The sequence below is a fragment of the Falsiroseomonas sp. genome (genome assembly GCF_051859025.1).
Classification (GTDB): domain Bacteria; phylum Pseudomonadota; class Alphaproteobacteria; order Acetobacterales; family Acetobacteraceae; genus Falsiroseomonas.
In genome coordinates this window covers 29030-41839 of the sequence record NZ_JBHYGL010000037.1, presented here as the reverse complement: position 1 = coordinate 41839, position 12810 = coordinate 29030, and the positions used below count along the sequence as shown (strand labels likewise).

At 71.9% G+C, this 12810-nt stretch carries 13 protein-coding genes; 5 read left to right on the top strand and 8 right to left on the bottom strand.

The features are described from left to right. Positions 1-106: 106 nt before the first annotated feature. The 6 genes from ACTIE5_RS23315 to ACTIE5_RS23290 all read right to left on the bottom strand — a co-directional run bounded on the left by ACTIE5_RS23315 (position 107) and on the right by ACTIE5_RS23290 (position 5040). Entirely contained in the window at positions 107-757 is a 651-nt protein-coding gene (locus tag ACTIE5_RS23315; RefSeq protein ID WP_439552120.1) for a DUF2161 family putative PD-(D/E)XK-type phosphodiesterase, read from the bottom strand. Positions 758-898: 141 nt separating this feature from the next. Beyond that, the gene (locus tag ACTIE5_RS23310) at positions 899-2218 is read right to left on the bottom strand and encodes a methyl-accepting chemotaxis protein (protein ID WP_439552119.1); all 1320 of its coding nucleotides are present in this window, start codon (positions 2216-2218) and stop codon (positions 899-901) included. Next, positions 2193-2717, bottom strand: coding sequence for a PAS domain-containing protein (locus ACTIE5_RS23305; protein ID WP_439552118.1), 525 nt, complete (start codon positions 2715-2717; stop codon positions 2193-2195). Before ACTIE5_RS23305 ends, ACTIE5_RS23310 begins: the two co-directional genes overlap by 26 nt. Positions 2718-2830: 113 nt before the next feature. Further along, entirely contained in the window at positions 2831-3430 is a 600-nt protein-coding gene (locus ACTIE5_RS23300) for a glutathione S-transferase N-terminal domain-containing protein (RefSeq protein WP_439552117.1), read from the bottom strand. 160 nt (positions 3431-3590) lie between these two features. After that, positions 3591-4307 carry a response regulator transcription factor gene (locus tag ACTIE5_RS23295; RefSeq protein ID WP_439552116.1) on the bottom strand — a complete coding sequence of 239 codons (717 nt, stop codon included), beginning with the start codon at positions 4305-4307 and terminating at the stop codon, positions 3591-3593. A gap of 97 nt (positions 4308-4404) precedes the next feature. Then, positions 4405-5040: an HD-GYP domain-containing protein gene (locus ACTIE5_RS23290; protein ID WP_439552115.1), complete on the bottom strand. Its 636-nt coding sequence runs from the start codon at positions 5038-5040 to the stop codon at positions 4405-4407. A gap of 230 nt (positions 5041-5270) precedes the next feature. Here ACTIE5_RS23290 and ACTIE5_RS23285 point away from each other — a divergent pair, with 230 nt between their 5' ends. After that, positions 5271-6329 carry a glycosyl hydrolase family 8 gene (locus tag ACTIE5_RS23285; RefSeq protein ID WP_439552114.1) on the top strand — a complete coding sequence of 353 codons (1059 nt, stop codon included), beginning with the start codon at positions 5271-5273 and terminating at the stop codon, positions 6327-6329. Positions 6330-6395: 66 nt separating this feature from the next. After that, on the top strand, positions 6396-7109 hold the full coding sequence (locus ACTIE5_RS23280) for an MlaA family lipoprotein (RefSeq protein WP_439552113.1): 714 nt from the start codon (positions 6396-6398) through the stop codon (positions 7107-7109). A 25-nt stretch (positions 7110-7134) separates the two neighbouring features. Here the strand turns inward: ACTIE5_RS23280 and ACTIE5_RS23275 are convergent, their stop codons facing one another. Together ACTIE5_RS23275 and ACTIE5_RS23270 are read right to left on the bottom strand one after the other, a co-directional pair. Next, the gene (locus tag ACTIE5_RS23275) at positions 7135-7545 is read right to left on the bottom strand and encodes a Zn-ribbon domain-containing OB-fold protein (protein WP_439552112.1); all 411 of its coding nucleotides are present in this window, start codon (positions 7543-7545) and stop codon (positions 7135-7137) included. 5 nt (positions 7546-7550) lie between these two features. Beyond that, positions 7551-8702 carry a thiolase C-terminal domain-containing protein gene (locus tag ACTIE5_RS23270; RefSeq protein WP_439552111.1) on the bottom strand — a complete coding sequence of 384 codons (1152 nt, stop codon included), beginning with the start codon at positions 8700-8702 and terminating at the stop codon, positions 7551-7553. Positions 8703-9069: 367 nt separating this feature from the next. Here ACTIE5_RS23270 and paoA point away from each other — a divergent pair, with 367 nt between their 5' ends. From paoA to paoC, 3 genes are read left to right on the top strand one after another with little or no spacing between them, the layout of a single operon-like run. Continuing rightward, positions 9070-9639 carry an aldehyde dehydrogenase iron-sulfur subunit PaoA gene (gene paoA, locus ACTIE5_RS23265; protein WP_439552110.1) on the top strand — a complete coding sequence of 190 codons (570 nt, stop codon included), beginning with the start codon at positions 9070-9072 and terminating at the stop codon, positions 9637-9639. Beyond that, complete coding sequence (locus tag ACTIE5_RS23260) at positions 9636-10583, top strand: FAD binding domain-containing protein (protein ID WP_439552109.1); 948 nt, start codon at positions 9636-9638, stop codon at positions 10581-10583. The genes paoA and ACTIE5_RS23260 overlap by 4 nt, the downstream gene beginning before the upstream one ends. A gap of 3 nt (positions 10584-10586) precedes the next feature. Further along, on the top strand, positions 10587-12797 hold the full coding sequence (paoC, locus tag ACTIE5_RS23255) for an aldehyde oxidoreductase molybdenum-binding subunit PaoC (RefSeq protein ID WP_439552108.1): 2211 nt from the start codon (positions 10587-10589) through the stop codon (positions 12795-12797). Positions 12798-12810: the final 13 nt, after the last annotated feature.

Below are 12810 nucleotides of genomic sequence, written 5' to 3'. Positions count from 1 at the left end.
GCGTGCGTCCTCCTGCCTTGTCGCCTCCCCGAAGCCAGGGCCGCGGCGCGGGCGGAGTAGGGCATGGATATTCGAAGATGCCAAGCATGTTCGAATTCAACGCGCCTCACCCCGCCGCCAGCGCGGCCTCCCCGGCCGCGGTCAGGCGGTAGGTGCCGCGGCTGACGCGTTCGAACCAGCCATGCACGTTGCGCAGCAGGATGGTCGGCGCATCCGGCACCACCGCCTTCACCGCCTTCGTCGTCGCCGGGCCATCCTTCAGCGCGGCCGCGCAGGCCAGCGCGGCCTGGCGGTAGGCGGTCATGATCGGCTTGCGATTGCCCCCGCCGGGCGTGGGGTCGCCGCGCCGCTTGCGGTGTTCCGCCACCAGGCGGGACCGGCGCTTCGGGTTCAGGCGGGGGCGATAGGCGCTGGGCTCCACCAGCACCTCCACCCGCCCGGTGCCGGGCAGCACGGCCAGCAGCCCGAAGCCCAGCAGCCGGCAGAGGCGATGCGCCCGGCGGTCCCGGTCCCGGCCCTTCCGCGTGGCGGGCACGGCCAGCCAGACCTCGTCGCACAGGGCGATCCGGTCCACGCCCTGCAGCAGCAGGTCGAGCGTGAAGCCCGACTTCATCTCCGCGATCACCAGCAGCGGCGGGTCGCCCGCGCCGAGTGCGACCACGTCGCAGCCCAGCACCTCCCCCTTCGGGTCCAGGCCCAGGCTTTCGAGGTGCGCCTTCACGGCGGCGTAGAGATCAGTTTCCGGGGCGCGGGCCATCGGCGCGGGCATGCGCCCGGCTGGCGCGCCACGTCAATCGCCCTTGCCGGGGGATCCGGCGACGGAGTCGCCAGCGCTTCTCCCATCCAGCCCATGCGCGGTCCCGCCATGGCGCTTGATGCGTGACCTCGGCAACAGGCCTCAGGCCGCGCGGGCGCTGGCCAGGAAGGCGCGGACCCCCTCGCTCAACCGCCCGGACTGGGCGGCCAGGTCCTGCGATGCCGCCAGGACACCTTCCGCCGATCGCCCGGTGGCGGAAGCGGCTTCGCCCACACCGGCGACGCTGGCCGATGCGGTGGCGCTGCCGCTGGCCACGCCCTGCACGCTGCGCGCGATCTCCTGCGTCGCGGCGCCCTGTTCCTCCACCGCCGCGGCGATGGCGCTCGCCACCTCATCCGTCTGGTGCACGGCGGCGCTGATGCTGCGCAGCGCCTCCACCGCGCCCTGCGTCGCCACCTGGATCTCCGCGATCTGGCGGCCGATCTCCTCCGTCGCCTTCGCGGTCTGCGCGGCCAGGGCCTTCACCTCGCTCGCCACCACGGAAAAGCCCTTGCCGGCCTCGCCCGCGCGGGCGGCCTCGATGGTCGCGTTCAGCGCCAGCAGGTTGGTCTGCCCGGCGATGTCGGCGATCATCAGCACCACCTCTTTCACCCGCGCGGCCGCGCTGGCCAGGCCGGTGACGCTGGCATCGGTGCGGCGCGTTTCCTCCACCGCCTTGCGCGCGATGGAGGAGGCACGCGTCACCTGGCGGCTGATCTCGCTGACCGAGGCCGAGAGTTCCTCCGCCGCCGCGGCCACGGCGTTGGTTTCCGCCGCGGTCCGGCCGATGGCCTCGGCCGCCGTGGTGGCGGCGGTGGCGCTGCGCCCGGCGCTGCCGGACAGCGCTTCGGCGCTGGCGCGCATGGAGACGGCGGCGCCGGCGACATTCGTCACGACCTCTCCCACCTCCGATTCGAAGCGCGTGGCGAAATCGGTGAAGGCGTGGGCCCGGGCTTCCATGGCGCCGCCGCCGGCGTTGATGTCGGCGGCCGCCGCGGCGAAGGCGCCAGGCAGGCCGCGCAGCAGCACCTTGCGATGATGCGCGCCGAGGCTCGCGGCCTTCATCGATCCGCCGGCTTCGCGCACGAAGGCATCGGTGATGTCGAGCAGCCGGTTCACGCCGCGCTGCGCCCGGCCGATCGCGCCCGGCGCGGGCACGCCGATGAAGCGGGCTTCCAGGTCGCCATGCGACGCGGCTTCGGTGATCGCGGCGAGTTGCGTCAGCGACGCTGCGTCGCGCGCCATGTGCCAGGCGGCGGCACCCAGGGCGGAGAGGCTGAGCGCCGCGCCTGCCGCGAGCGCGACGGGCCCGGGCGGCCCGGCGAGGAGCCCGGCCAGGGCCTGGCCCAGCGTGACGACCGCGGCCGCGCCCAGCAGGGCGGCGGGCGGCACGCGATCAAACGGAGAAGGCGAACTGGTCATAGCTGATCCCCCTTTCGGCCAGGAAGGCGTCGAGAAGATCGGCACCGCGGCGCTGGCCGGCCTTGCGGTCCGCCTGCGCGTCCTCGGCCGCCAGCAGCCGCTGGTAGAGCGGTTCGATGCGCGCGATCTGCGCGGCATCCGGCTTGCGGCGGTTGGAATGGAAGCCCGTGATGGTGCCTGCCGCGTTGCGGCTCGCGGTCACATGGGCGACGACCCAGTAGTGGTCGCCATTCGTGGCCATGTTCTTGACGTAGCCGAAGAACTCGCCGCCCGCGCCGATCGTCTTCCACATCATCTCGAAGATGCAGCGTGGCATGTCGGGGTGGCGGACGATGCTGTACGGCTGGCCCAGCGCCTCGGCCAGCGTGAGGCGGGAGACCGTGAGGAAGGTCTCGTTCGCGTAGAGGATCCGGCCCTTCGGGTCGGTCTTGGTGACGATGATCTCGTCTTCCGCGAACGGACTCGCACGCCCCGTTGGTGTTGGCCTTGGCCCCGCCATGGTCGCTTCCTGCGCCTCCGGCAGTCGAGAATGACCGCCTGGGGCGCAGGATGCGGGCGCATTGCTAACGGAATGCGAGCCGGCGCCGAACCGGGCCGCGTGCAGGGCAGGCGTCAGCCAGGCGGCGGGGCGGTGCGGGCCATGGCCGGCAGGCGGGCGACGCGGGCATACCAGGCTTCCAGCTTCGGATGCCCGGGGCGCCAGGGTTCGTTGGCGTAGCGGAAATCGAGGTAGCCGAGCGCGCAGGCGATCGTGATCTCCCCGATCGTGGTCAGGGCGCCGAGGGTGTGGGCCTCCGCTTCCAGCGCATCCACCGCGCGGGTAACCTTGCCCTGCTGCAATTCGATGTAGCTGCGCCGGCCTTCATCCTGCGGCAGCGCGATCTCCCGCCGCCTCGGCTGCGATGCGTCGAGGATGCCATCGCCGAGCGCCTGCTGGCGCAGCGCGTTCCAGCGCGCGGGACCGGCCGGCGGGAACAGCGGCGGCGCGGTGCCGATGCTGTCGAGGTATTCGCAGATCACCGGGCTGTCGAACAGCGCGACGCCATCATCCGTCACCAGCGTCGGCACCTTGGACAGCGGGTTGAGGCGCGGCAGCGCGGGATCCTTGCCGGCCTCCAGCCAGGGCTCGATCCGGTCCTCGATCCCGCGCTGGATCGCGCAGGCGCGTGCCTTGCGGACATAGGGGCTGTTGGGGGAGATGGTGAGCTTCATGACGGGCCGCTTCCTCCTGCGTTGGTCGTGGCCAGTCTTGTCCCGGCGAGGACGCGCGGCAATGGAGCCCGGCAATTCGCGAAACCCGACCCGTGTTCGACCAGCGCGCCGGAACTGCGCCAGGCGCGGGGTGGCCTGCGACCTCCGCGGATAGCCGCGCCTACCAGGCCAGGCGGTAGCCGCGCCCGCGCACCGCGGCGACTGTGACCTGGCCGGCCGAGGAATCGCGCAGCTTCTGCCGTAGCATGGAGGCCAGCTGGTCCACGCCACGCTGTTCCGGCAGCAGCCGCCGCCCGAGCGCGCGTTCGGAGATGCTGGCGCGGTCCGCCAGGTTCTCCGGCGCTTCCAGCAGCAGGTGCAGCAGCGTGGCCTCGCCCCCGGTCAGGCGGATCTCCCGCCCATCCGGGGCCACGATCCGCTGCCGTGTCGGTTCCAGCCGCAGGCCGACGATGTCCCAGGCCCCGGGCGGTGGCGGCACCGTGGCCGGGCGGGCGAGGGTGGCGATGGAATCCAGCCGGCGACACAGCGCGCGGATCCGGGCCACCATTTCCCGCAGCGAGAAGGGCTTGGTCAGGTAGTCATCCGCCCCGACCTCCAGCCCCACGATCCGGTCCACTTCCTCGGCCCGGCCGCTGACCACGATGATGCCGATATCGGGCCGCCGGGCCGCTTCCTGCACGAAGGCGATCCCGTTGCCGTCGGGCAGGCCGAGATCGACCACCACGATCCGCGGGTTGCAGGCGGCCAGGCGCGCGCGGCCCAGTGCCAGCGTATCGGCCGCCTCCACCCGCCAGCCATCCTGCGCCAGGGCGTCGCCGATCGCGGCGGCCACGCCGGGATCATCTTCCAGCACGAGAAGGGGGCGCGAAGGCGGCACGGGCTCCTCGCCTTTCGTTGCAAAGGGTGACGTAACACAACCATACCGCGAAAAATTAACCATGTCGACACGGTGTGGGTGGTGCCGCGGGCGCGCCTCAGGTACCGAGAAGGGTGGCGAGGGGTCCATCCCCGCGGGAGGCGGCGGCGAGGAGGATGGACGTCGTCTCCGGGTCGAAATGCACACCGGCGCAGGCGCGCAGTTCCGTCAGCGCGGCCTCCCGCCCCAGGGGCGCGCGATAGGGGCGGCCGGGTTCGACCATCGCGACCAGGGCATCGGCCACGGCGACGGCGCGCGACAGGCGGGGCTGCGCGGTGGCGGGCAGGCCGGCGGGGTAGCCGCCGCCCTGCCAGCGTTCGTGATGGCCCAGCGCCACCTCGACGATGAGGGGTTGGAACCCGGCCTCGGCCAGGATGGCGGCGCCCTCCGCCGGGTGGGCGCGGATCAGGTCCCGCCCGGCCTTGTCGAGGCTGGCGGGGGAATCGAGCGTCCCGGGCGGCACCGCCAGCTTGCCGACATCATGCAGCAACCCCGCCACGAAGGCCGTGCCGGGATCGCCGAGATAGCCAGGCTGCTCGGTCGCCATCGCGAGCAGGACCTGCCCGACGCGGACGGAATGCCCGGCGCTGGCCGCGTGGTGGCGGTGCAGGCGGGTGAGGAGCGCCAGCACGGCCTGCCGCTGCGGATAGGCGTCGAGAAGGGCTGCGAAGGCCGTCCCGGGCAGGCCGGGCATGGGTGGGGAGGCGGTGGGTTCCATTGGCGGGAAGGCTAGCCACCGATGCCGCCGCGGGAAGCCCCGGCAGCGGGGTGCCCTACAAATCCGAACAAAACCTGCGTCGAGCCGACCCGCATCGCGCGCGTAACCATGGCGGTGCAGGGCAGCGGGAAGAGGAGGCGGCGGTGGCGGCAGGGCAGGTCACATCCCGGCTTGGCCGCAGGGCGCTGTTGCAGTGGGGTGCCGGCATGGGTGTCGCCCTCGGCGCCGGTCAGGCCCAGGCGCTTCTGCCGAATGCTCGGGTTCAGGCGGAGTCCGCGGAATGGGAGGATTTCCGCCGCCGCTTCATCACCCATGACGGCCGCGTGGTGGATAACGGCAATGCCGGCGCCACGCATTCCGAGGGGCAGGGCGCCGCCATGCTCTTCGCCGTCCGCTTCGATGACCGCGCGACCTTCGACCGCCTGCTGCGCTTTTCGCGCCAGGCGCTGCGGCGGCCGGATGATGCGCTGCTGGCCTGGCGCTACCAGCCCGGCGCCGCCGTGCCGGTCTCGGATTTCAATAACGCGACCGATGGCGACCTGCTGGGCGGCTGGGCGCTGGCGGAGGCGGCCGCCCGCTGGTCCTCCGGCGAATACCGGCGGCTGGCCGCGCAGGTGGCGCGGGACATCCTGCGGCGGCTGGTGCTGCCGCTGGCCGATGGTCCGCTGCTGCTGCCGGGGGCGGAGGGTTTCCTCAAGCCCGACCACGTCGTGGTCAATCCGGGCTACGCCATGCCCAACGCCTTCCGCGTGCTGGCGCCGCTGGCGCCAAGCCCCGCCTGGGCGGCGCTGGAGGCGATGGGCCGGCAGATCACGGATCGCGCCCGCTTCGGCCGCTGGCGGCTGCCGCCGGACTGGGTCGCGATCTCCCGCGGGGATGGGCGGCCGATCCTGGCGCCCGGGCCGGCGCCGCGCTTCTCCTACGACGCGGTGCGGGTGCCGCTGCACCTGGCCTGGTCGGGCAGCGTGGCGGCGCCGGCGTTGCTGGCGCTGGCCGAGTTCTGGGCGGACCCGGACCACGCCGCCGCGCCGGCCTGGGTGGATCTGCGCAGCAACCTGATCGCCCCCTACCGCGGGGATGCCGGCATCCAGGCCGTGGCGCAACTGACGGTGGCGACGGTGCTGGGGCGCGTGTCCAGCCTGCCGCGGGTGGAGGAAGCGGCGCTCTACTACCCCGCCTCCCTGGCGCTGCAATGCCGCCTCGCCTGGCAGGATATCGGCCCCCGCATCGCCATGGCCCCCGTAGCCGGCGCGCAGCCCGGGTGATGCGGCTTCGCGGTGGCGCCATCGGCCCGACCGGTGATATCCGGGTCACGGGTGCGGGGGGTTGTGATGCGAAACGACGGTGCTCTGCGGGCGGCGCTGCTGGGCCTCGCCTTGACGGCGGTGGCCGCGCCGGCTGCGGCGAATGGCGGCGATCCGCTGGAACGGGTGAACCGCTACACCCATGTCTTCAACGCGACGCTACGGACCCATCTGCTGACGCCGGCCGCGCGCTTCTACGTCGGTCAGGTGCCGGCGGAGGTGCGGCAGGGAATCGGCCAGGCGCTGTCCAACCTGGGGGAGCCCGTCACCGCCATGGCCGGCGTTGCGGGCGGCGAATTCGGCATTGCGGGCCATGCCTTGCAGCGCTTCGGCATCAACACGGTGCTGGGCTATGGCGGGGTGCGGGATGTGGCGGCGGAACGCGGCCTGGTCGCGCGGCCCTTCGGCCTGGCGGATGCGGCCTGCGGCTGGGGCGTGCCGAGCGGGCCCTACCTGGTGCTGCCGATCCTCGGCCCCTCCACGCTGCGGGATTCGGCGGCGGCCTTCGCCACGGGCCTTGCCCTGTCCCACGCCGTGGGGCCGGAGGCGGTGCTGGGCTGGCAGGCGGGTTCCGCCTTCCACGGCTATGCGGGTGCCTACCGGGACCTGGATGCGGCGGAGGCCCATGCGCTGGACGCCTACGCCATGCAGCGCAGCGCCCACCTCCAGCGCCGCGCCCTGGCCTGCCCCGGGGATGCCGGGCTGCAGGTTGCAGCCGGGATGACCGAGGAGGAGGAGTAGCCCTCCGGCCTCGATCCCGCCTGCGTCAGGCGTCCGGCACCACCGGCGTGAATGCCGGCAGCGCGAAGCCATCCGCGCCTGCCGTAAAGCGGATCACCACGGGCATGTCGATCCGCGGTGCCTCCCCGATGAAGCGGCCGAGCGCGCGGACCCCTTCCTCCATCTCCACCACGACCAGCGTGTAGGGCAAATCTTCCTTGAAGCCGGGGTGGAAGGCGTGATGCGCCACCATCCAGCTGTGCACCGTGCCGCGGCCGCTGCAATCCTTCCAGGTGACGTCGAAGGAATGGCATCCGTCGCAGAGGTAGCGGGGGTAGTGCCGCAGCTTGCCGCAGGCCGCGCATTGCTGCACCCGCAGCACGCCCTGCGCCGCGCCATCCCAATAGGGCTGCGTCAGGGGGGAGGGATGCGGCGCTGGCTTCGATATGTCCGACATGCCGCCTATCCCCGTCGCGCGATCATCATGGCGCCGTCGCCCAGGTCGCCATAGCCCGTGGCCAGGCCGACCTCCACGCCCGGCACCTGGGCGCGCCCGGCCTGGTGGCGCAGCTGGCGCACCAGTTCCACCACATGGTTCATGCCGATCATGTGCGCCTGGCTGAGCAGCCCGCCATGCGTGTTCACGGGCAGCGCGCCGCCGAGGGCGATGCGCCCGCCCTGCACGAAGGCGCCGCCTTCGCCCTTCGCGCAGAAGCCCATATCCTCCAGCTGGCACAGCACGACCCAGGTGAAGCAGTCATAGACCTCCGCCACCTGGATATCGGCCGGCGTGACGCCCGCCATGGCGAAGGCGCGCGGGGCGGCCTTGGCGATGCCGAGGCGCGTCATGTCCGGCCGCTGGGTGATGGCGCTCGGGCTGTCCGGATGCCCCTCCGCGATGCCGGATAGCAGCACGCGCGGCGCGCGCATGTCGCGCGCGCGATCGGCGGCGCTGACGATGAAGGCGGCGCCTCCATCGCTTTCCAGGCTGCAATCCAGCAGGCGGAAAGGGTCGGCGATCATGCGGCTTGCCTGGTGGTCCGCCACCGTCATCGGCTTCTTCATGATGGCGTTGTCGTTCAGCATCGCATGGCCGCGGATCGCCACCGCGATCTCCGCCAACTGGGCGCTGGTGGTGCCGAACAGCTCCATGTGCCGCCGGGCCATGGGCGCGTAGAGCTGCGCCGGGGCGATGGCGCCCAGCGGCAACTCGAACTCCGTCACCAGGTGGAATTGCGGCATCGCGTGGATGCGCGCGCCGACCTTGGCGGCGATGGAGGTGTTGCGCCCCGCGGCGATCAGCACATGGCGGCACAGCCCCGCCTGGATCGCCGCCGCCGCCGTCTGGATGGAGGCGATGCCACCCGCACCACCCATCGGCGTAACGGCGGTGTAGCGCAGATCCGTGATGCCGAGATTGGTGGCCAGTTCCTCCGCGGAGGCGCCGGTGGTGCCGATCGGCATGATGCCGTCGATGTCGCGCGGCGAAAGCCCCGCATCGGCGATGGCGAGGAGCGATGCCTCCAGCTGCAGCGCCGTCGCGGGCCGGGTGGCGCCGCGCTGGTAGGCGGTCTCCCCGATGCCGGTGATGGCCGCCTTGTCGCGAAGCGACATCAGGCCGCCCCGCCCCTGGTTCCGCCTGTGCCTGGTGCTGGCATCCCGCGCGTTTCCCCCATTGCTGCCGCGCATCATGGCCCCGCCAGGCCAGCGGTGGAAGACAGGGCAAGGCGCGGAATGACGCTGGCGTGATGGCGCCGGGCCGCAACGGCGTGTGACGCCGCCGGTTGTCACCGCAATGCCCGCATGGGGCGCCGCCTGGGCCACCAGGGGCGACCACGGCGAGGCAGCGCCGGTGAACGGCGCCGCACTCAACCCCGAAGCGAGGACCAGGCGCGCCCGTCACGGGGCGCGTTCCCGCGATGCCCAGCCGCCCAGGGCCGGACGCGCGGGGTTGGTCCGTCCGGCCAGCAAGGACGCCCGCATGCAGCCTCCCGATCCCACCTCCCGCCGCATCCTGCCGGAGGCTGCACCAGTCATCGCACCGGCGGCGGTGTCGCTGCGCGTGAATGGGGAGGACCGCGTCCTCGACATCGATCCGCGGACGAGCCTGCTGGATGCCCTGCGGGAACACCTCCGCCTGACCGGCAGCAAGAAAGGCTGCGACCACGGCCAATGCGGCGCCTGCACCGTCATGGTCAACGGCACGCGCATCTATGCCTGCCTGACTCTGGCCGTGATGCATGATGGCGACGAGGTCACGACGATCGAGGGCCTCGGCGCGCCGGACCGGCTGCATCCTTTGCAGGCCGCCTTCGTGCGCCATGACGGCTACCAATGCGGCTACTGCACGCCGGGGCAGATCTGCGCCTCCGTCGCGATGCTGGAGGAGATCAAGGCCGGCATCCCGAGCCATGTCACCGCCGACCTCGGCGCGCCGCCCGCGCTGACGGAGGAGGAGATCCGCGAGAGGATGAGCGGCAACATCTGCCGCTGCGGCGCCTATTCCAACATCCTCGAAGCCATCAAGGACGTCGTGGAGATGCCGGCATGAGGCCCTTCACCTACGAACGCCCGAGCACACCGACCGAGGCCGCCGCCGCGGCGCGCAGGCCCGGCGCCCGCTTCATCGCCGGCGGCACCAATCTGCTCGACCTGATGAAGCTGCAGATCGAGACGCCGGCGCATCTCATCGACGTCAACCGCCTCGGCCTCGATGCCATCGAGCCGACGGCGGATGGGGGCTTGCGCATCGGCGCGCTGGTGCGCAACACGGCGCTGGCGGCGGATGCGCGGGTGCGGCGGGACTACGCGGTGCTGTCGCGCGCATTGCTGGCGGGCGCCACCGGCCAGTTGCGCAACAAGGCGACCACCGCGGGCAATCTGTTGCAGCGCACGCGCTGCCCCTATTTCTATGACACCGCCCAACCCTGCAACAAGCGCCAGCCCGGCAGCGGTTGCGCGGCCATCGGCGGCATCACCCGGCAGCTGGCCGTGATCGGCGCGAGCGAGGCCTGCATCGCCACCCATCCCAGCGACATGGCGGTGGCGATGCGCGCCCTGGATGCGGTGGTGGAGACGGTGAACGCCGAGGGCGCGATGCGCCGCATCCCGATCGCGGAATTCCATCGCCTGCCCGGCGAGACGCCGCATCTCGAGACGGCGCTGGAAGCCGGTGACTTCATCACCGCCGTTACCCTGCCGCCCCGGCTGGGCGGGCGGCACTTCTACCGCAAGGTGCGGGACCGCGCCTCCTACGCCTTCGCCCTCGTCTCCGTCGCGGCGGTGGTGCAGCGGGACGGGTCGGGGCGCGTCGCGCTTGGCGGCGTCGCGCACAAGCCCTGGCGGGTGGAACAGGCGGAGGCCGAGTTACCGAAAGGCGCCGGGCCGGCGATGGCCGCCATCCTGGATGGGGCGCGGCCCGACCGCCACAACGCCTTCAAGGTCACGCTGGCGGAGCGCGCGCTGGCCGCCGTACTGGCCGAGGCGAGGAGCTGAGCGATGAAGTTCGACACCCCCGCCACGACCAACCCGATCGACCGGATGAAAATCGTCGGCCAGCCCGTGGACCGCATCGATGGTCCGCTGAAGACGACGGGCCGCGCGCCCTACGCCTATGAACGGCACGATGTCGCGGCCGGCCAGGCCTATGGCCATGTGCTGGGCGCCGGCATCGCCAAGGGGCGCGTGCTGGCCATGCATATCGATGCCGCCCGCGCGCTGCCCGGCGTGCTCGCCATCGTCACCACGCTCGACATGCCGAGACTGGCAAAGGGGAAGATGAACACCGCCTTCCTCTTCGGCGGCGCCGACATCCAGCACTACCACCAGGCGATCGCCGTGGTGGTCGCCGAACGCTTCGAACAGGCGCGCGACGCGGCTGCGCTGATCCGCGTGGAATATGACCGCCAGGCAGGGCGCTTCGACCTGGCGGCGGAGGGCGCGAAGGCGGAGCTGGTGAGCGGCGAGAGCAGCGATGCTCCCGCCGAACATCGCGTCGGCGATTTCGAGGGTACCTTCGCGACCGCCGAGGTCACGCTGGACGAGACCTACACGACGCCCGACGAAAGCCACGCGATGATGGAGCCGCACGCCACCATCGCGGCGTGGGAGGGCGGCAAGCTGACCATCTGGACCTCCACCCAGATGGTCGCCTGGTGGCGGCGCGATCTGGCGATCACCCTCGGCCTGAAGCCGGAGGATGTGCGCGTCGACAGCCCCTTCATCGGCGGCGGCTTCGGCGGCAAGCTGTTCCTGCGCGCCGATGCGGTGCTGGCGGCGCTCGGCGCAAGGGCGGCGGGGCGGCCGGTGAAGCTCGCCCTCGCGCGGCCGCTGGTCGCCAACAACACCACGCATCGCCCCGCCACCATCCAGCGCATCCGCATCGGCGCGGGGCGGGACGGCCGCATCACCGCCATCGCGCATGACAGCCTGTCCGGCGACCTGCCGGAAGGGCAGCCGGAAACGGCGGTGGCGCAGACCAAGCTTCTCTACGCCGGCGCGAACCGCCTCATGACGATGCGCCTGGCGGAGCTGGACCTGCCCGAGGGCAATTCGATGCGCGCCCCCGGGGAAGCCCCCGGCCTGATGGCGCTGGAGATCGCCATGGACGAGATGGCGGAGCGGCTCGGCATCGATCCCGTCGAGTTCCGGATCATCAACGACACGCAGGTCGATCCCGCGGATCACGATCGCCCTTTCTCCCAGCGGCAATTGATCCGCTGCCTGCGGGAGGGATCGGAGCGTTTCGGATGGAGCCAGCGGAACCCGACGCCGGGACAGTGGCGTGAAGGGCGCTGGCTGCGCGGCATGGGCATGGCGGTGGGGTTCCGCAACAACCTGGTCGTCACCTCCGGCGCGCGCGTCAGGCTCTCTGGCGACGGGATGGTGACGGTCGAGACGGACATGACCGACATCGGCACCGGCAGCTACACCATCATCGCCCAGACGGCGGCGGAGATGATGGGCGTCGAGTTGGGACATGTGCGGGTGCGGCTGGGGGATTCGGATTTCCCGGTCTCCGCGGGTTCCGGCGGCCAGTTCGGCGGCAACAGCTCCACCGCCGGCGTCTACGCCGCCTGCGTGAAGCTGCGGGAGGCGGTGGCGCAGCGCCTGGGCTTCAACGCCGCCGATGCGGTGTTCGAGGATGGGGAGGTGCGGGCCGGTAACCGGCGCGTGCGCCTGGCGGAAGCTGCCTCCGCGCAGGAACTGGTGGCGGAGGACCGGATCGAGTTCGGCGACCTGACGAAGCGCTTCCAGCAATCCACCTTCGCCGGGCATTTCGTGGAGGTCGCGGTCGATGCCTTCACGGGCGAGACGCGGCTGCGCCGGATGCTGGCGGTCTGCGCGGCGGGCCGGATCCTCAACCCCAAATCCGCGCGCAGCCAGGTGATCGGGGCCATGACCATGGGGGCCGGGGCGGCGCTGATGGAGGAGTTGGCCGTGGACACGCGCCTCGGCTTCTTCGTCAACCACGACCTCGCGGGCTACGAGGTGCCGGTCCATGCCGACATCCCGCGGCAGGAGGTGGTGTTCCTGGATGAAGCCGATCCGCTTTCCTCGCCCATGAAGGCGAAGGGGATCGCGGAGCTTGGCATCTGCGGCGTGGGCGCCGCCATCGCCAATGCCATCCACAACGCGACGGGCGTGCGGGTGCGGGACTATCCGATCACGCTCGACAAGCTGCTGGAGGGCCTGCCGGAAGTGGCGTGAGGGCGCCCGCATG